Origin of the sequence: Pedobacter gandavensis, assembly GCF_032678745.1 — a bacterium.
In the GTDB taxonomy this organism is placed as follows: Bacteria; Bacteroidota; Bacteroidia; order Sphingobacteriales; family Sphingobacteriaceae; genus Pedobacter; species Pedobacter gandavensis_C.
Genome location: NZ_JAVTST010000003.1, coordinates 415,390 through 439,465 on the forward strand (window position 1 = coordinate 415,390; position 24,076 = coordinate 439,465).

The following is a 24,076-nucleotide window of genomic DNA, read 5'->3' on the forward strand; positions in this document are numbered from 1 at the left end:
AATTATGTCCGAATTCATTGTATGGTTTCACAATTTTTACATGAAGACTAATCGCGTTGCCCTGCACTTAGTCATGTGGCTGACGTATGGGATCTTCGTAGAACTAGGTTTAATCCTGAGTCATAAAGTCTCATTTTATTCTTCTCTGTTTTTTTTGCTGCACCGTATTACCCTAAATGCCGTTCTGTTTTACTTATTTTTCTACTGGATCGTTCCTCAATTTATACGTAGAAGGAAAATCACAGTTGCCGTTTTACTGACGTTTGGACTACTATATATTTCGGAGATCATTCAGTATTTAGGGATGATGCTCACCTATCATTATGGAGAAGTAGACAGTCCAATTATGAAGATACAATTCGAAAAAATGGCTGAGCATGGCTTTTTCTATATTTTCAGTTTCAAGAATATCATAGGCGACCTAATTTTCATCATCGCCTCACTATCCCCATTTTTCTGCATTAAGATATTGGTTGACATTTTGAAATTAGCGTATAAAAGAACACAATTAGAGAAAGAGAAAGCTCAGATGGAAATTAACTTTTTAAAGTCGCAGCTGAACCCTCATTTTCTATTTAATACGCTAAACAGTCTATATATCCTGAATATGAAAAAGGATAAAGTGGCATCAGACCTCATTTTGGAACTATCAGAAACCTTAAGATATACCTTGTATGAATCCAATACAGAACAAGTGAAATTAGACCGGGAACTGGATTTTCTGGAAAACTATGTAAAACTGGAAAGTGTACGGTACCCGGTACATACAAGAATAGAATTCAATTGTGAGAGGTCTGCTGTTGGAGCCCTTAACATCTCTCCTTTGCTCACTTTCCCTTTTATTGAAAATGCCTTTAAACACGGGCTGGGAACTTCTTTGAAGGATGCATGGATAGAAATACACTCGAGCGTAGTTGGCAACACTTTTCATTTTAACATCAGAAACAGTAAGAATGATGAGAACAACGGCACACAACTAAAGGAGTATGCTGGAGGAATAGGTGTCTCGAACACAAAAAAAAGATTGGCTCTTTTATACCCTGGGAAGCACATTTTAGAGATTGTCAATACCCCTAACGAGTACAGTATAGAATTAATGATCAATCTTAAATCATGAATATCCCTACAGCTTCTGTTAATCAAGACTTTATTTTATGGTTTAAGACCTTTTATACCAAAGAAAGGCGCGCGCTGCTACATGTGATGATGTGGTTAATCTATGGGGCAATCATAGAAACAAGCTTAATCCTGACTTATGACCTTTCCTTTTCTGCCTCTCTCCTGATCCTCATTAACACGCTTCTTGGAAATTTCATCATTTTTTACCCTTTTTTCTATTCCATTTACCCGCGATTAATTCGAAAAAAGAAGATCATTCTGAGCATAATAAGTATCATTTGCTTAATTTATTTATGGCGAATAAATGGATACCTAAACGACTTACTAATTGACCAGTTTTTTCATATAGATGATGAAGTCCTCAGAAGGAAACAAGAGATTAGGCTACAAAATGGATTCCTGCACATTTTTACTTTTGAAAGGCTATTTGGTGGTTTCATAGACATCATTTATTCCCTTTCTCCCGTATTTTGCCTGAAAATCATTGTTGAAATGCTTAAATCGGCGTATAGGACTACGGAAATGGAAAAAGAAAAGGCAGCTATAGAGATCGCCTATTTAAAGTCACAGCTTAATCCTCATTTCTTGTTCAATACCTTAAATAGCATCTATATTTTAAATATGAAGGAGGACGAGGCAGCTGCTGATGTCATCTTAGACTTGTCAGATACGTTAAGATATACGCTATATGAATCTAACAGAGAGAAGGTCAAGCTACAGCAAGAAATTGACTTCCTGAACAACTATGTGAATCTGGAACGCGTACGGCTAAATAAAAAGACCCGAGTAATCGTCAATTGCGACCTTTCAGGTGTGGATGCCCACAGTATTTCTCCTTTACTGATGTTCCCTTTTTTGGAAAATGCCTTCAAACATGGCTTGGGCAACTCTATTGAGAATCCATGGCTGGAAATAAACGTTAAAGTAATGGACAACACCTTCCATTTTGATATTAAAAACAGTAAAGAAGCCGAAAAGAACAATAATGAGTTAAAAGAGTTTTTTGGAGGTATTGGCGTGGAAAACACAAAAAAAAGACTTGCACTTTTATATCCGAACCGACATATATTAGAAATTAAAAGTACCTCGGAATATTACCATACCAATTTAAAAATCAAGCTATAATATGAGCGAATATATAAGATGCCTTGTGGTTGATAATGAACCTTTAAATTTAGAAATCATGGAAAGCTTTATCAATAAAGTCGACTATTTGAAGTTTGAAGGCAAGTGTGAAAATGCATTTGAAGCGATTGATTTCCTGCAAAAGAATGAAATTGATCTGTTATTCTCCGATATCCAAATGCCAAAAATCAATGGATTAGAAATGGTTCAGTCTTTAGCAAATCCACCGGCAATTATCTTCGCCACCGCTTTTGGTGAATATGCACTGGATGGTTTTGATATTGGCATCGTAGATTACCTGCTGAAGCCTATCTCATTTTCCAGGTTCCTGAAAGCCTGCAATAAAGCGAAATTACAGATTGAACAATCCAGAATCAAAGGATCCACCGGCGGTCCTACCAATGAAAACGGGCATCTCTTTATCAAGGAAAATGATAAGCTAACGAAAGTGCTGTTTACCGATATTCTTTATGTAGAGGCCATGGGGGATTATGTTAAAGTCATCACTAAAACAGCAACACTGGTCACCTATTCAACGTTTAAGGGCTTTGAAGAGCGTCTGCAGCATAAAAAATTCGTAAGAACCCATAAATCATTTATTGTACAGATCAACGCGATCAAAACCATCACCGGAAACATTGTGGTTCTTGAAGACGATAGCGCGATTCCAATTTCGAAAAACTATAGGGAGAGTTTTCTTACAACGGTAACAGAGGAGTAATTTAAATTAACAAAACCAGTCCAGGTGTTTTTCCGTAGGTACACATAACCTTCTACAAAAACACCTACCTATGAAAAACTATACCTTAAAAGGGCTTATCCTCAGGAAACCCTTGCTGCTACTGCTGCTTTTTGCGGCAGGCATCACCGCTTGTAAAAAAGATAAAAACCCAATCATTGAGCCGCTAATTCCAGCTGTTGCAGGGCCAGATCAGGTTTTCTACGCCTTATCCAACAACAATATCCTTAAATTTAATGCGAAAAACATAGCCTCAGCAATGTCTACAGTTGCCATTACCGGGCTTGCCGGTAATGAAAAAATTCTGAGCATGGACTTCCGCCCTGCCACAGGAGAACTTTACGGAGTAAGCAATACCAATAAACTATTTGTAATTCGGTTAAATGGAGTAGCCAGAGCAGTCGGGACAGGCCTTAATCCTGTAATTAACGGTACTGCCGTTAGTCTGGACTTTAACCCAACCGTAGACCGTATCCGACTGATCACCAATACAGGGCAAAATCTTAGAATTCATCCCGAAACAGGCGCTGTAGCTGCCACAGATGGCAATATCAATGGCGTTACCAATCCAAATATCTCAGGTGCAGCCTATACAAACAGCAAAGCCGGAGCCGCTACAACCGTACTTTTTGATATTGATCTGAACAGCAAAAAACTCTATAAACAAGATCCGCCAAACGACGGGAAATTAGTAGAAGTTGGCGCCTTAGGTTTGGACATCGGAAGCAGCGCTGCGTTTGACATTTCACCTGACAATTCCAAAGTTCTTGCTGCGGGTACCCTTGCCGGTGCATCCAGCCTTTACACCATCAATCTGGAAACTGGAAAAGCTACGCTTGCAGGGAAGTTTCCTGCATCCAGCCCAATTGAAGGTCTGGCTATCCCTACCGATCCTGTTGCTTATGCGGTAGACAATGCCAATAATTTCTTAATCTTTAACCCGATGAGCCCGGCAACAGTGATATCGAAGCCAATTACAGGCTTAGCTCCGGCAGAAACCGTACTTGGAATGGATTTCAGACCGGTTAACGGCCAAATTTATGCATTAGGCAGTTCCAGCAGACTATATACGGTAAATGCCGCTACAGGTGCATTCACGCTTGTAGGTTCAGGTGTGCTGACTACACTACTCACCGGTACTAGCTACGGCTTTGATTTCAACCCTATGGTAGATCGTATACGTGTACTTGGCAATAATGGTCAGAATTTACGTTTACATCCTGAAACAGGCGCTGTAGCTGCGATAGATGCCATCCTGAAACCAGGAACACCTTCCGTATCTGCCGGAGCTTATACCAATAACTTCGCAGGAGCTACAGAAACTGTGCTTTTTGACATCGACCATGTAACCGATAAACTCTACAAACAAACTCCGCCTAATGACGGGGTTTTAGTGGAAGTAGGGAGTCTGGGCATTAATGTAGAAAGCACAAATGGCTTTGACATTGCCAGCAGCTCCGGAACCGCATATGCCATCTTAACCGTTGGCGGCCTCAATAAAATATATACCATTAACCTAACCAGCGGAGTAGCCACACCAGTTGCTGATTTCTCAAAAACAATAACCGCAATGACCCTTGGCTTAGGCATCTAACCTTCTTTTATCTACTTATGACGACAGCTGTATCCATTCGGATACGGCTGTTTTTTTTAAATACGACACAGGAAATCTTTACATAAAATGATTTCTTTAAACCAATTTCCCTTAATTTCGTTGTTATAATAAAATAAACAAGCTTATGTTCGATAAATTAATGGCTGCACAAAAGCAGGCCGAAGAGATAAAAAAGAGATTAGATACTGTTTCTGTTTTTGGTGAAGTAGAGGGTGGTGCCATTCGCATTACTGCAACCGCTAATAAAGCGATTACTGCTGTAGAAATCGAAGAAGAATTTTACAAACAAGCCGATAAAGAAGAATTAGAAGAGCTGTTACTAACCGCCATCAACAAAGCACTAGCACAAGCAGAGCAGGTAAGCGCGCATGAAATGCAAGCTGCAACTCAGTCGATGATGGGTGGTCTTGGCGGAATGTTCGGCAAATAGTCGTTTTTAACCTTAATTTCGTAACCTCATGAAGTATACTTATTATGGTCAATCCTGCTTTTTATTAGAAGCAGATGGCAAGAAATTTCTTTTTGATCCATTTATTAGTCCGAATGGACTGGCGAAACACATTGATACCAGCAAGATTGAAGCAGATTATATTCTGGTTAGTCATGGGCACGGAGATCATGTGGCAGACCTGGTAGGCCTGGCAAAACAAACCAATGCACTTGTGATTGCCATGCCGGAAGTGATTGCCTGGGCGAAAGCACAAGGCGTAACCCATACACACGACATGAATTATGGCGCTCAAAAATTTGAGTTCGGTAAATTAAGAATGGTATGGGCAGCACATTCCAGTTCTATGCCTGATGGCAGTTATGGCGGAAATCCAGCTGGATTTGTACTTGAAACTGGCGGAAAGACCATTTATTTTGCCGGAGATACTTCTTTGACTATAGAAATGAAGTTACTTGCAGATCTTTACAATTTAGATTATGCGATTTTACCGATTGGTGGAAATTACACAATGGATGTAAATGATGCACTGATCTCTACGAAATATTTTGAATGCGATAAGGTGATTGGAGTACATTACAACACCTTTCCAGTGATTGAAATTGACACGGAGGAAGCGATTGCAAAGTTTAACAGAGAAAATAAAGTGTTGTTGTTGCCAGCGATTGGCGAAACGATTGATTTATAGCATCGGAGGTCTTGATGATCCGCAGGATTCATCCGTAGAGTTCATCCGCAGTATTTATTAGCAGGGTTTATTAGCAGGATTTATTAAGGTCTTTCTATAAAAAAGGAGGCATGTCGTCGATTCTGGAATCTTTTACCCTGAAGAAGGGTAAAATTTCCTAGGAATCTCCTGACATATCTCCTTTTTTTGTTAATCCTGCACGGAACTTCCTGAATCTGTAAAGGGCTTAAGATTCCGGGCAGTTTTTTAATGTGCTTCCAACCAGTTATTTCCTTCACCGATTTCTATTTCAATCGGCACAGTAGTTTTTATGGCTGTTTTCATACGGTGTGTAATGATCTTTTTCATGGCTTCCACTTCCGTTTTCAACACGTCAAAGACCAACTCATCATGCACTTGCATCGTCATTTTTGATTGCAAACCCTGATCCTGAATGTCTTTATGGATGTTCAGCATCGCTACTTTAATCATATCAGCTGCAGAGCCTTGAATGGGTGCATTGATGGCATTTCGCTCTGCAAAACCGCGTACGGTTTGATTGGCAGAGTTGATGTCCCTCAGGTACCTTCTTCTACCTAGGATAGTTTCTACAAAGCCATTTTCTCTGGCGAAATTCATCGTATCAGCCATATAGCGCTGAATACCGGGATATTGCTCAAAATATTGTTCAATAATTGCGGCAGCTTCTTTTCTAGGAATACCCAGGTTTTGAGACAATCCGAAAGCAGACTGACCATAGATAATTCCAAAATTGACCGCTTTCGCATTACGACGTTGATCTGAAGTCACTTCCTCTATAGCAATTCCATATACGCGTGCAGCAGTTGCAGTATGGATATCTATTCCGTTATTGAAAGCATCCAACATATTTTCTTCTTTGCTGATTTCAGCAATGATTCTAAGCTCTATTTGAGAATAATCCGCAGAAAGCAACACATGGTTTTCATCTCTTGGGATAAAGGCCTTGCGCACTTCTCTTCCCCTATCACTACGAATTGGGATGTTTTGCAAGTTAGGATTGTTAGAACTTAACCTTCCTGTTGCTGCCACCGCCTGGTTATAGCTGGTATGTACTCTTCCTGTTTTAGGATTTACCAATAGTGGTAAAGCATCAACATAAGTAGATTTTAGCTTTTGTAACTGGCGGAAATCAAGGATGTCCTGGACGATATCACTCTTATTGGCAAGCGCCAATAAGACATCTTCGCCGGTTTGATATTGCCCGGTTTTAGTCTTTTTTGCTTTAGGATCTAATTGTAATCTATCAAAAAGAACCTCTCCAAGTTGTTTTGGCGAAGCCAGGTTGAAAGTAACCCCGCATTTTTCGAACACATTCTGTTCAAATTTCCGGATGTCGATTTCCAGTTCTTTTGAATAGTTATTCAGGGTGTCTACATCGATTTTCACGCCTTCTTTTTCAATTGCTGCGAGTACATAAACCAATGGATTTTCTACATCCCTGGCCAGTTCTTCCACATTTAGCTCTTTTAACATTGGTCTGAAAACATCTGCCAATTGCAAGGTTACATCTGCATCTTCTGCAGCATAATCCACTACATCGGCTACAGGAACATCTCTCATATTCCCTTGATTTTTACCTTTTGGCCCAATTAGTTTGGTGATAGAGATCGGAGTATAACCCAGGTAATTTTCGGCAAGAACATCCATATTATGTCTGGTATCCGGATCAATCAGGTAATGCGCCAGCATCGTATCAAAAAGTTTTCCTTTGATAGAGATGTCATACCACTTCATGATTAGAATATCATATTTGATGTTCTGTCCGATTTTTCCGATGTTCTCATTTTCAAGAACGCCTCTGAATTCTTCCAGAATTGTCAATACCTCTTCCCGATCTGCAGATAATGGAATGTAATATCCTTCTCCAGGTTTGGTACTGAAAGACATCCCTACTAATTCTGCAAGGTTGGCATCTGTACCGGTCGTTTCTGTATCAAAGCAAATACTTTCCGCTGTTTCCAGATGTGCGATCAATGATTTTCGCGCTTCCGGGCTATCCACCAATTGGTAATTGTGCGGGGTATTTTCTATAGTCTTTGAAGCCTGTGTTTCTTCTGAGAAGGTTGGAGCAGACACAAATGTACCGGTCTTACCTGCTGGTTGATCCACTGGGCTACCGAATAAGTCTATTTGCTGAGAAACAGCCGGTGCTTTTGCTTCATTTACATTAAATTCTTCTCCAAAAACACGCTTGCCAATGGTTCTGAATTCTAATTCTGCAAATAATGGCTCCAGTAATTCGCGACTTGGAGATTCTAATACCAGTTCATCTGCATTAAATTCGACCGGAACATCAAGAATGATGGTGGCCAGTTTTTTAGAAAGCAAGCCTTGTTCTGCATAGTTCTCTACGTTTTCACGTTGTTTTCCTTTTAGCTCATGCGCATGAGCGATGATGTTTTCCATTGAGCCATATTTCTGGATCAATGATTTCGCCGTTTTTTCTCCGATGCCCGGGATACCTGGGATATTATCCACTGCATCACCCCATAGACCCAGAATATCAATTACCTGTTTCACATCTTCAATTTCCCATTTCGCTTTCACCTCATCTACACCCATGATCTCCATTTCATTCCCCATACGCGCAGGTTTGTAAATGAAGATATTCTCAGACACCAATTGTGCAAAGTCTTTATCGGGAGTCATACAGAATACTGTAAAACCTTGTTTTTCTCCTTCTTTGGCTAAAGTTCCGATGATATCATCCGCTTCAAAACCATCTTTAGTAATCACCGGGATTTTAAAGCCTTCAATCAGCTTAAATACATAAGGTAATGCTGCAGAAAGATCCTCCGGCATCGCTTGTCTGTGGGCCTTATAGGCCTCGAAATCCGTATGTCTTTCGGTAGGTGCCGCTGTGTCAAAAACCACGGCGATATGACTTGGTTTTTCCTTTTTCAACACCTCCATTAAGGTGTTCGCAAAACCCATCACTGCCGATGTATTGATCCCTGTGGACGTAAACCGGGGGTTTTTACTCAATGCAAAATGCGCTCTGTAAATGAGTGCCATGCCGTCAAGAAGAAAAAGTTTTTTCATCAGTATGTCGTTTTTTATTGATTAGGAAGCAATCATCAGCTGCTGATCCTCCATTACATTTATACTTAATTATCAAGGATTAATTGACCTGAACTGCTCAGTCCATATCGGCATTAACCACATCGGATAAAGGTACTAATACTTAAATAATTGTTTGTCATTATCCATAACAACAGCAAATAATTTCCGTTATTTGATCATGATGAAAGCGATAAAGACGATTAGCGCGTTAGTTTTACTATTGATTGCGGGTATTGGTGCAATGGCGCAGGATATTGTAGTGATCGAACCTGGCAACTTCCTTCGGGGAACCATACAGGCAACAGACTATTCCACCGTAATTTTCACTAAAGAAGATGAATCTGTGCTGCAATTGAAAGCTACCGACATCCAGGAATTTGTATGGAATGGGGAAACTTATGTGAGTAAACCAATTGTAGTCAACAATAAAATGCAACATAAGTTCTTTAAAATCATCGAACATGGTGCGATCAATTTATACTCAATTGGCGGAAATGTGGGTGTTGATGTTCCTGAGCCAAAAAGAGCGCGGATCAGACCAAGTATCGGCATAGGCGCAGGTACAGGTGGTTTTGGTGGCGTAGGAATTGGTGGTGGAATCTCTATTGGAGGGGGCCGCAGACAAGAGCCGCCGAAGAGGAAAGTAATGCCTGCTACCTTCTTTATCGAGAAATTTGGCACTGGGCCAATGCTGGAAATGCCGACAGAAGGCGCCGGTTCCCCAGAGAAAAATCAACACATCAAAAATGTATTGCTCCAAAAACTGACCAATGATGAAGCGCTGGCAGAAAAAATAAAAGCGACAGAAAACTTTGATTCAAAGTTAATTATCGCTTTTGTGACGGCCTACAATGAAGCCCATAAAAAATCCGGGAACGAATAATCCCCGGGAATTTACTTACTGATACAGCCCTCTATATGGTCGTTAACCATACCAGTGGCCTGCATATGCGCATAACAAATCGTGGTTCCGAAGAATTTAAAGCCTCGCTTTTTCATGTCTTTACTAATGGCATCTGAGATTTCTGTACGCGCAGGAACATCACTTAAGGACTTTACGACGTTAACAATCGGCTTTTTGTCTGGCAGAAATCCCCATATAAAATCAGAAAAAGAACCAAATTCCTTTTGTATTTCAATAAATAAGCGGGCATTGCTGATGGCTGCTTTTACCTTGAGACGGTTTCTGATGATCCCGACATCATTCATCAGGCGCTCTTCATCGACCTCCGTAAAAGCGGCAACTTTCTGCACATCAAAATCTGCGAAAGCGGCCTTATAACCTGCCCTACGCTTCAAAATAGTGATCCAGCTGAGTCCGGCCTGGGCACCTTCCAGAATTAAAAACTCGAAAAGTGTCTGATCGTCATAAACGGGCTTCCCCCATTCTTCATCGTGGTATTTTACGTACATAGGATCGGTACCACACCATCCGCATCTGATAATTTCTGACATTTATTGATTGAAAAATACTGTTGCTAAATTGCTTGAATTGTTTGCTATTGGCTCAGCTCGTCCCAATATTCTACTGCTCTTCTATAATGAGGAATCACAATAGATCCGCCTACCAGGTTTGCAATCATGAAAACCTCATTGATTTCTTCATTGCTGACCCCTTCATTGAAACATTTTTCCAGGTGATACTTGATACAATCGTCGCAGCGCAATACCATAGAAGCCACAAGACCCAACATTTCTTTAGTTTTCACATTCAGTGCCCCATCCGCATAAGTGGTGGTATCCAACGCAAAAAACCGTTTGATATTGGTGTTTGCAGTCTCCATAATTCTATCGTTCATTTTAGAACGGTAGTCGTTAAATTCTTCTACTAATTTTCCCATAATTAAGCTGATGTTATCAATTTTCTATCTTCCTCTTTTAGCAGTTAAAGCTCTATAAGTGGATTCCAGACTAGGTTTTTAAAATTCTGCACCTTGTCATTTTTCACTACAATCCCTTCTGCTTCGAGCAATTCCTGCATCATTTCCGGTGTTTTAAAATGGAACTTGCCGGTCAGCAAACCCGAGCTGTTCACCACCCGATGAGCGGGAACAGGCGGATGCGCAGCTCCGGCAGTACTCATGGCATAACCCACCATACGAGCCGAACCACCAGCACCAAGACTTTTCGCTATTGCACCATAAGAAGACACCCTTCCTTTAGGAATGAGCCTTACCAATTCAAAAACCTGGTCATAAAATGATTGTTCCATATTTATTAGCCCATCAATTATTTATTCAAAAGAGAACTGGATATAATTGATATTTTTATCGTGTTTCAAATAGATGCGTTCGTAATGTGTTTTGATCTTTAAAACGTCATCATAATACTCAGAAGTATACAAATGATCGGTTTTCTTATGACAAATCAGTCCCAATTCTTCCACTTTCTCAACAGTGTAAGCATATAAGCCATCATTATCCGTTTTCAAGTTTACTCTTCCACCTGGTTTAAGTAAGATTTTGTACATCTCCAGGAAGCGGTCGTACGTTAATCTTTTCTTCTCTCTGCTGTCCTGCGGCTGAGGGTCAGGGAAAGTGATCCAGATCTCGTCTATTTCTCCTTTTTCAAAGTATTCCGCAAGGTCTTCAATCTGAATCCTTAGGAAAGCCAGGTTTTCAATATTTTCATCAACACCCGTTCTCGCGCCTCTCCAGATGCGATTTCCTTTTAAATCAATCCCGATGAAATTTTTCTCCGGAAAGAATTTTGCCATGTTTACCGAATATTCTCCTTTACCACATGCAAGCTCCAATACAATTGGTTTTTCATTTTTGAAATGTTCTGAACCCCATTTCCCTTTCAAAGGTTTTCCTTCTTCCATCTGATAGACATTGGAAAAAGTATCTATCTCTGCAAATTTTCTTAATTTATCTTTACCCACTACTAAAATATTTTTATGCAAAAATACAATTAAATCAGTCTCTTAAAGATGATGCGAACTATTTCGTAGTTTTGTGCCTATAATCGAATTTTAATTGGAAAAGAACGCAAAAATATATGTAGCTGGCCATCGCGGTATGGTAGGCTCAGCAATCTATCGTAAGCTGGTTAAGGAAGGATATACCCAACTGATCACCAGAACCTCATCGGAGCTTGATTTACGCAACCAACAGGATGTGGCCAACTTCTTCGCAGCAGAAAAACCGGAATATGTTTTCCTTGCCGCAGCAAAAGTGGGTGGAATTATTGCCAACAATACTTACAGAGCCGACTTTTTGTATGAAAATCTTTGCATTCAGAACAATGTGATTCATGAGGCTTACAAAACTGGAGTATCGAAGCTGATGTTCTTAGGATCAAGCTGTATTTACCCGAAATTGGCACCTCAGCCGTTGAAAGAAGAATACCTGCTAACAGGCCTTTTGGAGGAAACCAATGAGCCTTATGCCATTGCTAAAATTGCGGGAATTAAAATGTGTGAAGCTTACAGAGCGCAATACAACTGCAACTTTATCTCTGTTATGCCAACCAATCTTTATGGTTATAACGACAATTATCACCCACAAAACTCTCATGTACTCCCTGCATTGATCCGTAAGTTTCATGAAGCAAAGGTAAATGGTACTGCAGAAGTTAACATCTGGGGTTCAGGATCGCCAATGCGCGAGTTTCTTTTTGCAGATGACCTGGCCGAAGCTTGTTATTTCCTAATGGAAAATTACAACGAAGCCGGATTTGTGAACATCGGAACCGGAGAAGACCTAAGTATCAAAGACCTGGCCTTATTGATCAAAAAGGTGATCGGTTTTGAAGGTGAATTGACCTTTGATAGCAGCAAACCAGATGGAACACCACGTAAATTAATGGATGTTTCTAAATTACATGAGCTGGGCTGGAAACATAAAATAGAGCTGGAAGAAGGCATTAAGCTAGCTTATATGGACTTTTTAGCAAAACATATTTAGGTCAAAAACCGACCTACACCGAGGTCATATAGCTTAAATTGATATCTTTGCTAAACAAGATAAATTTTAACTATATGACCTTAGTTCAACTGGAATACATTGTAGCCGTAGATACCTACAGAAGCTTTGTTGGCGCCGCGGAAAAGTGTTTTGTGACACAGCCAACCTTAAGTATGCAGGTACAAAAGCTGGAAGAAATGCTGAATGTGAAGATCTTTGACCGCAGCAAGCAGCCAGTAGTGCCTACAGAAATCGGTGCCCAGATTATTGAACAAGCCAGACTGGTTCTACAGGAAAGCCAAAAGATCAAAGAAATTATCAGCAGTCAGCAGCAAGATGTTGTGGGAGAGCTAAAAGTAGGAATTATTCCTACTGTGGCGCCATATTTACTACCGAGAGTGATCTCCGGAATGATGGAGAAATTTCCCGACCTTAAGTTGCTGATCTGGGAATATACCACCGAAGATATCATTCACCACCTGAAGACTGGTGTATTGGATTGTGGCATTCTGGCCACTCCTCTTGCCGATAGCAACATCAATGAGCTTCCGCTTTACTATGAAAACTTTGTGACCTACATCAGCAAGAATAGCAAGCTGTATAAAAAGAAAACCATTGATGCCAATGATCTGGAAGAAGAAAACATCTGGCTATTAAATGAAGGGCATTGTATGCGATCACAGGTATTGAATATCTGCCGTTCTACGAAAGACAACCGCCTCCAGGGACTAACTTATAACACCGGGAGTGTAGAAACTTTGATCCGCATGGTAGACGTGAACAATGGAGCAACCTTACTTCCAGAGCTGGCCCTGACAGACCTGAGCAGCAAACAGCTTAGCAAAGTACGCCATTTTAAGTCGCCGGAACCGGTTAGAGAGATTAGTCTGGTGACTCATAAGAACTTTATTAAGAAACGCATGCTGAACGCCCTAAAGGAAGAAATTCTGGCAGTGATTCCTAAAACAATGAAACAGAAAAAAAGAAAAGATATCGTTGGGATCTAATCTCAGATGAAAACAAATGCCCGCTTTCATCTGAGCCCTCATTTCGAGCAAAAGAAAATGACTATAAAAGAAAAGCCTGTAAGAATTTGATTCCTTACAGGCTTTTCTTTTGAAAAAACGCGTTGATTATGCTTTTTTGAAGCGATCAGCAACTGCATCCCAGTTCACTACATTCCAGAAAGCTGAAATATAATCAGGACGTCTGTTTTGATATTTTAAGTAGTAAGCATGTTCCCATACATCCATACCCAATAGTGGAGTACCTTTTACTTCAGCGATATCCATTAATGGACTATCTTGATTTGGCGTAGAACATACCGCTAATTTGTTGTCAGCAGTAACGATTAACCAAGCCCATCCTGAACCGAAACGGGTAGCACCAGCCTCAGCAAATTTAGTTTTGAAATCTGCGAAAGAACCGAAAGCAGCATTAATTGCTTCTGCCAATTCTCCTTTAGGCTCACCACCTTTGTTTGGACCTAAAACTGTCCAGAATAAAGAGTGGTTATAGTGACCACCACCATTGTTTCTTACTGCTGCAGGAAACTTAGAGATGTTTTTAACGATTTCTTCAATGCTATGATTCGCTTCTGGTTTACCTTCTAAAGCTTTGTTTAAGTTGGTAACGTATGCTTGGTGATGCTTACCATGGTGAATTTCCATTGTAAGTTTATCAATATGCGGTTCTAGTGCATCTGTTGCGTAAGGTAACGCAGGTAATTCAAAAGCCATATTATTATATTTTAAGGTTAAAACTTATTTCTTGTACAAATATAACATTCAAACGTTAGTTTTTGTTCAATTCTTTGTCAAGTTAGCCTCTTTTGTTAGCGAAAAAACGCGTCATCAGCGCTCCACATTCCTGCGCCAATACACCAGCTTTCAATTCCGTTTTCGGATGAAGCAGGTTGGCATTTTTAGAGCTGAAACCACGCTTAGGCTCTGTTGCGCCATAAACCAGGCGACCAATTTGCGTCCAGTAACTTGCACCGGCACACATTACGCAAGGTTCAATCGTGACATACAAGGTGCAATCTTTGAGGTATTTACCGCCTAAAGTCTGCGCCGCAGCAGTGAAAGCCTGCATTTCGGCATGAGCAGTTACATCATTCAGTTGTTCAGTAAGGTTATAGCCACGACCAACAATCCTACCTTTACACACCACAATTGCCCCAATCGGGATCTCTTCCGCATCATATGCTTTCTGAGCCTCCTGCAAAGCAAGGCGCATATAATGTTCATCCTCGGCAGCTGGGCCTTCCTCTTCTGAAAAGTTAAAATAACTCATTTATATCAATTTACTGCCATTCGGCACGGTACCATTTAATGTTGTCAGCACAATATCTCCATCCTCATCTGCAAAACCTGTGACCAGGAATTCCGACATAAACTTACCGATCTGTTTTTTAGGGAAATTGACGACACCTACAACTTGTTGGCCCACCAACTCTTCTTTTGAATAGTGCTTGGTGACTTGCGCACTGCTCATTTTAATGCCTAAATCACCGAAATCAACTTTAAGCTTGTAAGCAGGCTTTCTGGCCTCTGGAAAATCAAATACTTCCAGAACCGTCCCTGCACGAAGTTCGACTTTTTCAAAATCATTCCAGGTTATTTCTTCCATGCGCTAAAATTACGACTTATTGCCAAAACGCCAAGTACTTTCATCAAAGGACAGAAAGGATATTTCCACTAAAACACCTGAGAACCTTCGGAAAGAGGCCCTTGTCCAGTAGGGCTTGGCTTAGGGTTAAGTAGGGGTTCAGATAGGTAATGACTATACCAACCCTAAGCCAACCCTTACTCAACCCCTACTGAACCCTATCCGAACCTGCCACTCTTCCCGGACATCCCCCCACCGCTATCCCAAAGCTTCAGCTCTTCTGTAAACAGCCACAAAACCTAATTATTTTCTTAATTTTGCCCTTACTAGGACACCATGGTACCCATTCAAGAACTTACTTATTTTGCTTTAGCAGCCTTAGTGCTGGTTCTGAGTCCAGGGCCAAATATGGTGTACCTGATTTCCCGATCTATCACACAAGGACGTAACGCCGGCCTGGTTTCTTTAGCCGGCTTAATGTGCGGTTTCCTCTTTCATATTTTTATGGTGGCCTTTGGCCTCACCGCCGTTTTATTTGCCGTTCCACATGCCTTTACAGTGATTAAGGTTTTAGGGGTTATTTACCTGCTTTACCTGGCTTATCAATCAGTGAAGCCCAATGGGAAACCCTTGTTTGAAGCCAATACTACACTATCCAATGATCCGCCAGCAAGGCTTTTCAAAATTGGCGTGATTACTACCATGCTCAATCCCAAAGTCGCAGTTTTCTACTTATCCCTATTCCCTTATTTCATTAAACCCGCCTACGGATCTGTCTTTTTACAAAGCATCCAATTGGGCCTTACACAGGTCAGTATCAGCGCTTCAATTAACTTTTTAATTGTGTTGACCGCCGCACAGGTTGCCCGGTTTTTCGCAAATAATCCGACCTGGATAAAAGTGCAAAAATGGGTGATGGCAAGTGTGTTGGCAGGTATGGCGATAAAAATGGCCTTGAGCGCTGCGGAATAGTGATTTCCCAAACCATCAAATTATTATTGATAGTTGTTTTATGGACGTTCGGATCATTTAACGAATATCTCCTATTTACCTATTCAGTGGTTATTTTTTCGACCAAATCGACCAAACTAAAAAGAGCATTGTTTTTCCTAACTTTGCAACATGATTGATGTAATACTTAAAAAAGGAAAAGAAAAAGCGGCAATGCTTCACCATCCCTGGATTTTTTCAGGAGCAATTGATAAAATTAAGGGAAAGCCAGAAAATGGTGAAATCGTTAAAGTTTGTTCTGCAGCAGCAGAGTTTCTTGCCTATGCGTATTACAATGCGGAATCTAGGGTAGCATTAAGGTTAATGGAATGGGACGAAAGCAAGGCCATTGACAAATCATGGTACCAGTTAAAACTTCGCGATGCGATTGCTTCCAGACAGCATTTGCTAAACGACAACACCAATACCTGCAGATTGGTATTCAGTGAAGCCGACTTCCTTCCTGGACTAATCGTAGATAAATACGCTGATTTCCTTTCGCTGCAGATCCTGAGTTCAGGAATGGAAAATGCAAAGCAAGAACTGATTGAGATCTTAATTGAGGAGTTAAATCCAAGAGGGGTTTTTGATAAAAGTGATGCTGGAGCGCGTAAACATGAAAACCTGGAAGCTACTCAAGGCTTGCTTTGGGGCGAAACCCCACCAGAATTCATTGAAGTTAAAGAAAACGGAATCACTTACCATATCAATATTGCTGACGGACAAAAGTCTGGTTTCTACTGCGATCAGCGTGATAACCGTGATATTCTTGCCGCTTATAGCAAGGATAAAAACGTGTTGGACTGTTTCTGCTACAGCGGTGGTTTCACTTTAAATAGCTTAAAACAAGGTGCAGCACATGTAACTAGTGTAGACAGTTCTGCATTGGCGATTGAAACCTTAAAACATAACCTGGAACTGAATGGTCTGGAAGCTTCCCGTCAGGAAAGCATTCAATCGGACGTCAACAAACAGCTACGTGTATTCAAGGATGAAGGAAAAAAGTTTGATGTGATCGTATTAGATCCGCCTAAATATGCCCCTTCCCGTTCTGCATTAGACAGAGCTGCAAGAGCTTATAAAGACCTTAACAGATTAGGTATGCTGTTATTGGAAAAAGGTGGTATCCTGGCTACGTTCTCTTGTTCGGGAGCAGTAGACATGGAAACATTCAAGCAAATCATCGCCTGGGCTGCTTTAGACGCAGGCAGAGAAGTGCAGATCCTAAAACAATTCCATCAGCCAGAAGACCATCCGGTAAGGGTTTCTTTCCCTGAAGGTGAGTACCTGAAAGGTTTGTTACTAAGAGTACTTTAGTCGGCGGGTTCTTCGGAACCATCAGACAATTGATCATATTCCCCTTTCAGCGCATAATAGCCGAATATCACCAGGCCTGCGCTGATTGGGATAAAAATGAATAAGATAATCCCCCATTGCAAAGCCGTATTCGTCTTTTGCACGCCTTCTACAGCCATGCCTACTTTTTCATAAGCCTGCATAAACAGAAAGATGATTGATGCGGGTCCCAATATCATCCAAAACAGCCCTAATCCTTTTTTTAATCCGTTCATAATCGTGTTTTTATGGAGTTTAATCTTCAATTTCTGCTTCCACAGGTTTTTTATTAGACAGGTAAACAGCGCCAATCACAAAGCTCAATGCGGCAATGCCGATCGGGTACCAGAGACCGGATAAAGGCGTTGATCCGGAGAAACTGGCAATCAGGGTAGCGATAAAAGGCACCAGACCACCAAACACTCCATTTCCAACGTGGTACGGTAAAGACATCGAAGTATACCTGATTTTTGTTGGGAACAACTCCACTAAAAATGCCGCAATAGGACCGTAAACCATTGTTACCAATAGAATCTGAAAGAAAATCAGTAACACAAATTTCCAGAATACCGAGGTAGATAGTTTCTTATCTTTCAGCAGTTCCGGATGAATTTCAACTGGTTTATCTGCCGCTGCAAATTTCGTATATGATTGTACTTTATGGTAGCTGGCTCCATCAACGAGCGTAACCACTGCGGTAGTGGTGACCAGGCTATCCGGAGTTCCAATAATCGATGTTCTTGTGATCAGCGGATCTGCAACTGCTAAAATATCCTCCTGCGTTACTTTACTAAAATCGGTATCGTCCAGAAAGATTTGGTAAATAGGTCGGTAAAAGATAATCCCCAGCAGCATGCCCGTCAGCATGATCCATTTTCGCCCAACCCGATCACTCCAGGAACCAAAGACGACGAAGAAAGGAGTCGCAAAGGCGATTCCCCAGAGCAAGATATACCTGGAATCATTAAAATCCACTTTACAGGTGTTTTCGATGAAGGATTGCGCATAAAATTGTCCGGTGTACCAGATCACCCCCTGGCCCATTGTGGCACCAAACAGAGCTAACAAGACCATTTTAAAGTTCGCTTTATTATTAAAACTTTCCTTTAAGGGGTTTTTCGAAACCTTTCCTTCTGTTTTCAATTTCGTAAACATCGGAGATTCGTGCATTTTCATTCTGATGTAAATGGATACACCTACCAGTAGGATCGACAATAAAAATGGGATCCTCCAGCCCCAGGCAGCGAAATCATCCGCTCCCAACAGGTTTTTGGTCAATACGATCACACCCAATGAAAGAAAAAGCCCTCCTGTGGCGGTGGTTTGAATCCAACTGGTGAAAAACCCCCGTTTATTGGGTGGTGCATGTTCGGCCACATAAGTCGCAGCACCGCCATATTCACCGCCCAGCGCCAATCCTTGCACCAAGCGCAAGATCAGCACCAGAATAGGTGCAGCGTAACCGATACTCGAATAAGAAGGGATCAGACCGATTAAAAAGGTAGAACCACCCATCAACACCAAAGTCAGCAGAAAGGTGTATTTACGGCCAATTAAATCGCCCAGGCGGCCAAACACCAAAGCCCCAAAGGGCCTCACTATAAAACCTGCCGCAAAAATGGCGAGGGTATTGATCAGCGCTGAAGCCCCTGCATCTGCAGGAAAAAGCTGTGCCCCAATAATCGTAGCCAGGCTACCAAAAATGTAAAAATCATACCATTCAATCAATGTCCCCAAAGAGGAGGCACCAATAACTTTGAAAATACTGTTCTTCTGTAGTTCCGGGTTCATACGTTAAGGAAATATTTGGCTTCAGAAATAAAGCTACTATTTATTCTTAACTATTAACTGCCGATAAAAGGAATTTGCAAAAAAAGAACCAAATCATTTAGAGAGTCTAAACGATTTGGTTCTTTTGATTATAAATTGATACTAAAAGAAGGCTTTATTCTTCTTCTCTGAAATACACTTTGTAATAGTTCATAGACTTATCCTCATCATAGCCCTTCTCAATCAACTCTTTATCACCGTGGATATAGATATGAAAGTTCTTATCCAGTTTCAATACGCTTTTATAGGCTCTGGTTTGCTTTTTCACCGCAGCCCCGGAAATGTCAAAAGTATCTGCAATAGGGGTATCAAATTCCTCTTCATAACTCTTTTTATAGTTCTTGAAAGACTCAATCCCTTCCGCATTACCGATTACTTCATTTGAAAACTCATCCAGGTCGAAACTCTCTTTTTCCTTGAAATATTTCATCGATTTATTCAGCAAATCGATCTTATCTGCTTTAGAAATATCAAATTCCTGATCCAGTTTTTCAGTTACAAAGTTCTTGTAAACGCCCAATACACTATTCGTCTGGTTAAAGTTGTCATTTCTGATCTTCAATTTCAAGAACTCATCTTTCCAGTATACCGCTTCTGCGCTTTTATTGGTCTGGTCGATCACCGCTACGCGGAAACCTTCTTCTTTATCGGTGTTAAAGATCAAACAGCCTTTGTCCAGCTTATTGATATTGATCGCATCTTCTTCATAACCCAAACCAAATCCGCCATCTTCAGGATACACCTTTAGAAAAGATTCTTTAGTTTCAGACTTAAAGATTCCAATCGCGTCATGGAGCTCCCCTTCAATCTGCACATTTTCAAAGTAAGCAACATACAGCTCTCCTGGCTTAATTTTCGGGTGTCCCGAAACATCATACAGGTATTTTGCCAGCTCCATGCTATATTCATGAAATGTAGTGCCATCTTCAAAAATTTTGGCAGCAAAGTGATACACCTCATTCAGGTTTAAATCGGCATTGGGGTGTGTGAAATGATAAATCTCATTCACCTTCGCAAAAGGGCCTAAAAAATACTGCTGTAGCAAATTGCTCAGCATATTGTCCTTTACAGGAATAGACTTTTCAGACAATACATAAAATTCGTCCTGACCCTTGTTCCCAATGCGGTGTATAGATAATTCAGCCAATGCGGCTTCAAAAAATGAAATCATGCGGTAAAATTACTGGTTTTCGTGCGGGGTATTTCTAAGTTCAACAGGTTTATTGCTTTTCTTCATTTTCAGGTTCAGCATTTCTACCAATACCGAGAAGGCCATCGCAAAATAGATATATCCTTTAGGAATGTGTTGATCCAAGCCTTCTGCAAGCAGCGAAACACCAATTAACAACAGGAAAGACAAGGCCAACATTTTCACTGTCGGGTGTTTGTTTACGAAGTTACTAATCGCTGATGCCGATACCAGCATAATCAATACCGCAATCACTACTGCTATAATCATGACCTCAATATGGTCTGCCATACCTACTGCTGTAATTACAGAATCCAGCGAGAATACCACGTCTAAAATCAGAATCTGAATAATGATTCCCATAAAAGACTGAACTTTTCCTTTGACACCCCCCTCTTCTTCGCCTTCCAGCTTTTGGTGGATCTCATGCGTACTTTTATAAATCAGGAACAATCCACCAATGATGAGGATTAAATCCCTACCGGAAATTGCCAGTTTATCCAGCCATTCCGCATTACTGATGCCGATCCAATCGCCCACATTGAACAATGGCGCGGTTAATTTCATCACCCAGGTTAGCGATAATAATAGCAATACTCTGGTAATCATTGCCAGGCCTAAACCTACCTGACGTGCTTTTTTCTGCTGATCAGCAGGCAGTTTTCCTGCTAAAATGGAGATAAACACAATGTTATCAATTCCCAATACAATCTCCAATATGGTTAAGGTAATGAGGGAGATCCATGCCTCCGGGCTGCTAAAAATTTCCATGTGAAATAAAATAAATCAAGCCACTAAGATATAAAAAAAGCCTGCTGAATTTATCAACAGGCTTTCCCTTAAATACGCTAATCGCTTAATTAAATACGGGTTAATTCAAGGATATACTGCCGTAATTTGTGCGGATATTGATATTCCCATTTCCACCGCTTCCAATTTTACCGCTATAATTTTTTGTGCTTCCACTTTCAGAAACCAGTTTTGAATTTACATTCGACCCTGGTTTAAATCCTCCATAATTGGTTTTTGCCTCAAAATCACCATGGTAATTTCCCGCAAACCCAATGGAAACCGTGGTATAATTCGCATTCACAGTTAAGTTTCTACTCCCTGAAAGGACATTATCCAGCATCAATTTATTGTAATTCAGGTCAAAGTTCCCATCTCCTTTTAAGGTTCCAACTTTGACTGTAGTGTATTGTGCATTGACGTTCAGTTTATTCACTGAACCAACTGTAAGGTTATTGTATTGCTGTTTGATGGTCGCATTTCCGTTCACGGTACCCACATTTACATTCGTATATTGTGCATCCAGATCCAGGTTATTTACTGCTCCAATACTCAATCCTTTTCCATATTGCTGCTTGATCAACGCATCACCTTTAATCGTCGTAATCGTAACCGGAACATACTGTGCATCTAATTCCAGCGTACCAACGGTACCCAGTTTCAGAGAAGCGCCATACTGTTGCTTAATCACGCCCTTATTCATATTGGCAATGTCTGTTTGGCCGTATTGAACATTCACATAGTTATTGCTACTGGTTAAATTGCTGGCGACAAAAGAACCATATTGGATTTTTACTGAAAGTGCCCCTGAAAAATCAGCCATTTTTAAGCCGCCATATTGGTTATTAACCGTTAAAGCTATACTCGAAGGCATATATACCACGTAGTTGATCTTCACTTCTCTTCTCCAGATCACCTTTCCATTCCTCATACTACTACCGTAACGGCCGTCTCTTTTGCCAATATTCGTTTTGATAGTGATCTGATCACCGGTTTTTCCGGACTCTATTGTCGTTTCATCCAGTAATTTCTGTGCATCATCAGCGTCCTTACTAAAAGCTTGAATGTCTATGTCGACCTTTACTTCTATTTTATCCCATGTTTTGATGATAATCCCGCCATATTTATTAGTCAGGCTCAGCTTATCTCCAGCATCCACTGAAAAAGTCTTAGAAAAAGTTTTTGACTTCCCCGGATCCTCAGCGTCATCTTGAAAATTACTTGCCAACCGATCCAATGGAGCGGTAGGGGGCAATGGCGGCAATGCTACCAATGGTGCTACGGCCATATTCACCTGCAAAGGAACCATGACCGCCATTCTCGGCGCATTATTGAGTTCCTTTACCACCGACTGGGCGCCGGCCAAATTCGCAGCCATTAATAAGCCACTCATTCCCCAAACTAATTTTTTCATATTTGATTCTCCTCTTTGTATTGATTTACTTCATTGATGATCGATAACTGCTGATTGATCACCTGTAGCTGTAACTCCAGGTTTTTCACCATCGCACGGACTACCACTTCTTGATTCGGGCTATTTTGCAGCTCCTTTTTCATCTTTTCATAATCGCCATCCAGTTGATTCAGATCTGCACTAAACTTTGCATACAACACCGGATTCTTCTTTGCATATACCTGCAAACTGTCCTTTTTCTCTTCAATCTGACTCGCAAACTTCATTTCCTTTTTCCCGTAAACCGGGTTGATGTCTGCAATTTCCAGCTCCTGACGGTTTCCTTTACGATAAGTATAAATAAAAGTAACCGTCATGATCAGCATCAGCGATGCAGCTATACCGAACCAGAATGGCATTCCTGATTTTTTTTTTACCTGCGCTTTGTCTAATCCTGCATCAATCCTTGCCCATAACTGATCAGATGGCGTTTTAAAATCAAATTCCTTCTTGTTTTCCTTAATGTACTCTTCAATACTCCTCTTGTTCATCGTTATACCCCTCTCTTTACTAATAAACCATTTAATTTCATTTTCGCGCGCATATATTGTGTCCTGGAAGTACTCTCCGCGATTTTCAAAATATGCGCAATCTCCTCATGGTCGTACCCTTCAAAAAGATATAAACTGAGTACTACACGGTACCGATCCGGAAGTTCCGCAATGGCCGCTCTTACTTCTTCTACCTTCCATTCCAGGTCTTCCTCCTCCATATCCATCTGTTCTGCCACATCCACAGCCTCCAGGCTTACAAACTCTACTTTTCGTTTCCGGAGATAATTGATCGATTTATTGATCACTATCTGCTTCAGCCAAAGGCCAAAAGTAGTATCTCCCCTGAAGCTCTCTATTCGAGTAAATGCATCCAGAAATGCTTCCTGCAAGACATCTTCCGCCTCATCATCGAAGTTTACGATTCTCAGTGCCACGTTATACATAGCCTTCGCATACAATTTGTAAATTTCAAATTGCGCTTTCCGGTTTCCTTGCCGGCACTCCTGAACGAGTGTGATGTGTTTATCTATGTATACTGTTTCCAATGTTTTTCGAGTTCGCTTATATGACAACTGATTTTTTAAAACGTTGCAATCCAGCAAAAATATTTTCAATATACTGAGCTAAATTCAATGAGGGTTGAAATATCCGGTTCAAAAT

General features: G+C 40.8%; 26 protein-coding genes. 11 read left to right on the top strand and 15 right to left on the bottom strand.

Features of this window, described 5'->3' with window-relative positions; genetic code table 11:
* Nucleotides 1-40 precede the first annotated feature (40 nt).
* The 6 genes from R2S10_RS13170 to R2S10_RS13195 all read left to right on the top strand — a co-directional run bounded on the left by R2S10_RS13170 (nucleotide 41) and on the right by R2S10_RS13195 (nucleotide 5,734).
* Nucleotides 41-1,117, top strand: a complete 1,077-nt coding sequence (locus tag R2S10_RS13170) for a sensor histidine kinase (RefSeq protein ID WP_316840889.1) — start codon at nucleotides 41-43, stop codon at nucleotides 1,115-1,117.
* Entirely contained in the window at nucleotides 1,114-2,244 is a 1,131-nt protein-coding gene (locus R2S10_RS13175) for a sensor histidine kinase (RefSeq protein WP_316840890.1), read from the top strand. Before R2S10_RS13170 ends, R2S10_RS13175 begins: the two co-directional genes overlap by 4 nt.
* A 1-nt stretch (nucleotide 2,245) precedes the next feature.
* On the top strand, nucleotides 2,246-2,965 hold the full coding sequence (locus R2S10_RS13180) for a LytTR family DNA-binding domain-containing protein (protein WP_316840891.1): 720 nt from the start codon (nucleotides 2,246-2,248) through the stop codon (nucleotides 2,963-2,965).
* A 70-nt stretch (nucleotides 2,966-3,035) separates the two neighbouring features.
* On the top strand, nucleotides 3,036-4,577 hold the full coding sequence (locus R2S10_RS13185; RefSeq protein ID WP_316840892.1) for a DUF4394 domain-containing protein: 1,542 nt from the start codon (nucleotides 3,036-3,038) through the stop codon (nucleotides 4,575-4,577).
* Between the two features lie 145 nt (nucleotides 4,578-4,722).
* Nucleotides 4,723-5,028 (top strand): YbaB/EbfC family nucleoid-associated protein, encoded by a 306-nt coding sequence (locus tag R2S10_RS13190; RefSeq protein ID WP_316840893.1) that lies wholly within the window; start codon nucleotides 4,723-4,725, stop codon nucleotides 5,026-5,028.
* A 28-nt stretch (nucleotides 5,029-5,056) separates the two neighbouring features.
* A complete protein-coding gene (locus R2S10_RS13195) occupies nucleotides 5,057-5,734 on the top strand; it encodes a metal-dependent hydrolase (RefSeq protein WP_316840894.1) in 678 nt (225 codons plus the stop codon).
* Between the two features lie 246 nt (nucleotides 5,735-5,980).
* Here R2S10_RS13195 and polA read toward each other — a convergent pair whose 3' ends face one another.
* Nucleotides 5,981-8,797, bottom strand: coding sequence for a DNA polymerase I (polA, locus tag R2S10_RS13200; protein ID WP_316840895.1), 2,817 nt, complete (start codon nucleotides 8,795-8,797; stop codon nucleotides 5,981-5,983).
* A 154-nt stretch (nucleotides 8,798-8,951) separates the two neighbouring features.
* On the opposite strand from polA, the gene R2S10_RS13205 reads away from it, so the two are divergent.
* Nucleotides 8,952-9,701, top strand: a complete 750-nt coding sequence (locus R2S10_RS13205) for a hypothetical protein (protein WP_316840896.1) — start codon at nucleotides 8,952-8,954, stop codon at nucleotides 9,699-9,701.
* A gap of 11 nt (nucleotides 9,702-9,712) precedes the next feature.
* On the opposite strand, the gene R2S10_RS13210 is transcribed toward R2S10_RS13205, so the two are convergent.
* Genes R2S10_RS13210 through trmB form a run of 4 tightly spaced genes read right to left on the bottom strand, consistent with a single transcriptional unit; the run spans nucleotide 9,713 to nucleotide 11,702 of the window.
* Nucleotides 9,713-10,273: a DNA-3-methyladenine glycosylase I gene (locus R2S10_RS13210; RefSeq protein WP_316840897.1), complete on the bottom strand. Its 561-nt coding sequence runs from the start codon at nucleotides 10,271-10,273 to the stop codon at nucleotides 9,713-9,715.
* Between the two features lie 44 nt (nucleotides 10,274-10,317).
* On the bottom strand, nucleotides 10,318-10,659 hold the full coding sequence (locus R2S10_RS13215) for a carboxymuconolactone decarboxylase family protein (RefSeq protein ID WP_316819602.1): 342 nt from the start codon (nucleotides 10,657-10,659) through the stop codon (nucleotides 10,318-10,320).
* A gap of 44 nt (nucleotides 10,660-10,703) precedes the next feature.
* On the bottom strand, nucleotides 10,704-11,030 hold the full coding sequence (locus R2S10_RS13220; RefSeq protein ID WP_316840898.1) for an MGMT family protein: 327 nt from the start codon (nucleotides 11,028-11,030) through the stop codon (nucleotides 10,704-10,706).
* Nucleotides 11,031-11,051: 21 nt separating this feature from the next.
* Nucleotides 11,052-11,702, bottom strand: a complete 651-nt coding sequence (gene trmB / locus R2S10_RS13225; protein ID WP_316841102.1) for a tRNA (guanosine(46)-N7)-methyltransferase TrmB — start codon at nucleotides 11,700-11,702, stop codon at nucleotides 11,052-11,054.
* Nucleotides 11,703-11,796: 94 nt separating this feature from the next.
* On the opposite strand from trmB, the gene R2S10_RS13230 reads away from it, so the two are divergent.
* Together R2S10_RS13230 and R2S10_RS13235 are read left to right on the top strand one after the other, a co-directional pair.
* Nucleotides 11,797-12,726: a GDP-L-fucose synthase gene (locus tag R2S10_RS13230; RefSeq protein ID WP_316840899.1), complete on the top strand. Its 930-nt coding sequence runs from the start codon at nucleotides 11,797-11,799 to the stop codon at nucleotides 12,724-12,726.
* Nucleotides 12,727-12,800: 74 nt separating this feature from the next.
* A complete protein-coding gene (locus R2S10_RS13235) occupies nucleotides 12,801-13,733 on the top strand; it encodes a hydrogen peroxide-inducible genes activator (RefSeq protein ID WP_316840900.1) in 933 nt (310 codons plus the stop codon).
* A 126-nt stretch (nucleotides 13,734-13,859) separates the two neighbouring features.
* On the opposite strand, the gene R2S10_RS13240 is transcribed toward R2S10_RS13235, so the two are convergent.
* The 3 genes from R2S10_RS13240 to R2S10_RS13250 all read right to left on the bottom strand — a co-directional run bounded on the left by R2S10_RS13240 (nucleotide 13,860) and on the right by R2S10_RS13250 (nucleotide 15,357).
* On the bottom strand, nucleotides 13,860-14,465 hold the full coding sequence (locus R2S10_RS13240) for a superoxide dismutase (protein ID WP_316840901.1): 606 nt from the start codon (nucleotides 14,463-14,465) through the stop codon (nucleotides 13,860-13,862).
* An 82-nt stretch (nucleotides 14,466-14,547) separates the two neighbouring features.
* Nucleotides 14,548-15,021: a nucleoside deaminase gene (locus R2S10_RS13245; protein ID WP_316840902.1), complete on the bottom strand. Its 474-nt coding sequence runs from the start codon at nucleotides 15,019-15,021 to the stop codon at nucleotides 14,548-14,550.
* Complete coding sequence (locus tag R2S10_RS13250; protein ID WP_316840903.1) at nucleotides 15,022-15,357, bottom strand: tRNA-binding protein; 336 nt, start codon at nucleotides 15,355-15,357, stop codon at nucleotides 15,022-15,024.
* A gap of 315 nt (nucleotides 15,358-15,672) precedes the next feature.
* Between R2S10_RS13250 and R2S10_RS13255 the strand changes: the two genes are divergently transcribed.
* Both R2S10_RS13255 and R2S10_RS13260 read left to right on the top strand, forming a co-directional pair.
* Nucleotides 15,673-16,308, top strand: a complete 636-nt coding sequence (locus tag R2S10_RS13255; protein ID WP_316840904.1) for a LysE family translocator — start codon at nucleotides 15,673-15,675, stop codon at nucleotides 16,306-16,308.
* 150 nt (nucleotides 16,309-16,458) lie between these two features.
* Nucleotides 16,459-17,643 (top strand): class I SAM-dependent rRNA methyltransferase, encoded by a 1,185-nt coding sequence (locus R2S10_RS13260; RefSeq protein WP_316840905.1) that lies wholly within the window; start codon nucleotides 16,459-16,461, stop codon nucleotides 17,641-17,643.
* On the opposite strand, the gene R2S10_RS13265 is transcribed toward R2S10_RS13260, so the two are convergent.
* The 7 genes from R2S10_RS13265 to R2S10_RS13295 form a co-directional block, all read right to left on the bottom strand.
* The gene (locus R2S10_RS13265) at nucleotides 17,640-17,897 is read right to left on the bottom strand and encodes a DUF6814 family protein (RefSeq protein ID WP_316840906.1); all 258 of its coding nucleotides are present in this window, start codon (nucleotides 17,895-17,897) and stop codon (nucleotides 17,640-17,642) included. The two genes, R2S10_RS13260 and R2S10_RS13265, sit on opposite strands and share 4 nt — an antisense overlap.
* 19 nt (nucleotides 17,898-17,916) lie before the next feature.
* Nucleotides 17,917-19,452, bottom strand: coding sequence for an MFS transporter (locus R2S10_RS13270; RefSeq protein ID WP_316840907.1), 1,536 nt, complete (start codon nucleotides 19,450-19,452; stop codon nucleotides 17,917-17,919).
* 154 nt (nucleotides 19,453-19,606) lie between these two features.
* Nucleotides 19,607-20,662: a nucleoid-associated protein gene (locus R2S10_RS13275; protein ID WP_316840908.1), complete on the bottom strand. Its 1,056-nt coding sequence runs from the start codon at nucleotides 20,660-20,662 to the stop codon at nucleotides 19,607-19,609.
* Between the two features lie 9 nt (nucleotides 20,663-20,671).
* On the bottom strand, nucleotides 20,672-21,451 hold the full coding sequence (locus tag R2S10_RS13280) for a TerC family protein (RefSeq protein WP_316840909.1): 780 nt from the start codon (nucleotides 21,449-21,451) through the stop codon (nucleotides 20,672-20,674).
* A gap of 100 nt (nucleotides 21,452-21,551) precedes the next feature.
* Nucleotides 21,552-22,883: a hypothetical protein gene (locus R2S10_RS13285; protein WP_316840910.1), complete on the bottom strand. Its 1,332-nt coding sequence runs from the start codon at nucleotides 22,881-22,883 to the stop codon at nucleotides 21,552-21,554.
* A complete protein-coding gene (locus R2S10_RS13290; protein ID WP_316840911.1) occupies nucleotides 22,880-23,413 on the bottom strand; it encodes a hypothetical protein in 534 nt (177 codons plus the stop codon). Before R2S10_RS13290 ends, R2S10_RS13285 begins: the two co-directional genes overlap by 4 nt.
* A gap of 2 nt (nucleotides 23,414-23,415) precedes the next feature.
* Nucleotides 23,416-23,961, bottom strand: a complete 546-nt coding sequence (locus tag R2S10_RS13295; RefSeq protein WP_316840912.1) for an RNA polymerase sigma factor — start codon at nucleotides 23,959-23,961, stop codon at nucleotides 23,416-23,418.
* Between the last annotated feature and the right edge of the window lie 115 nt (nucleotides 23,962-24,076).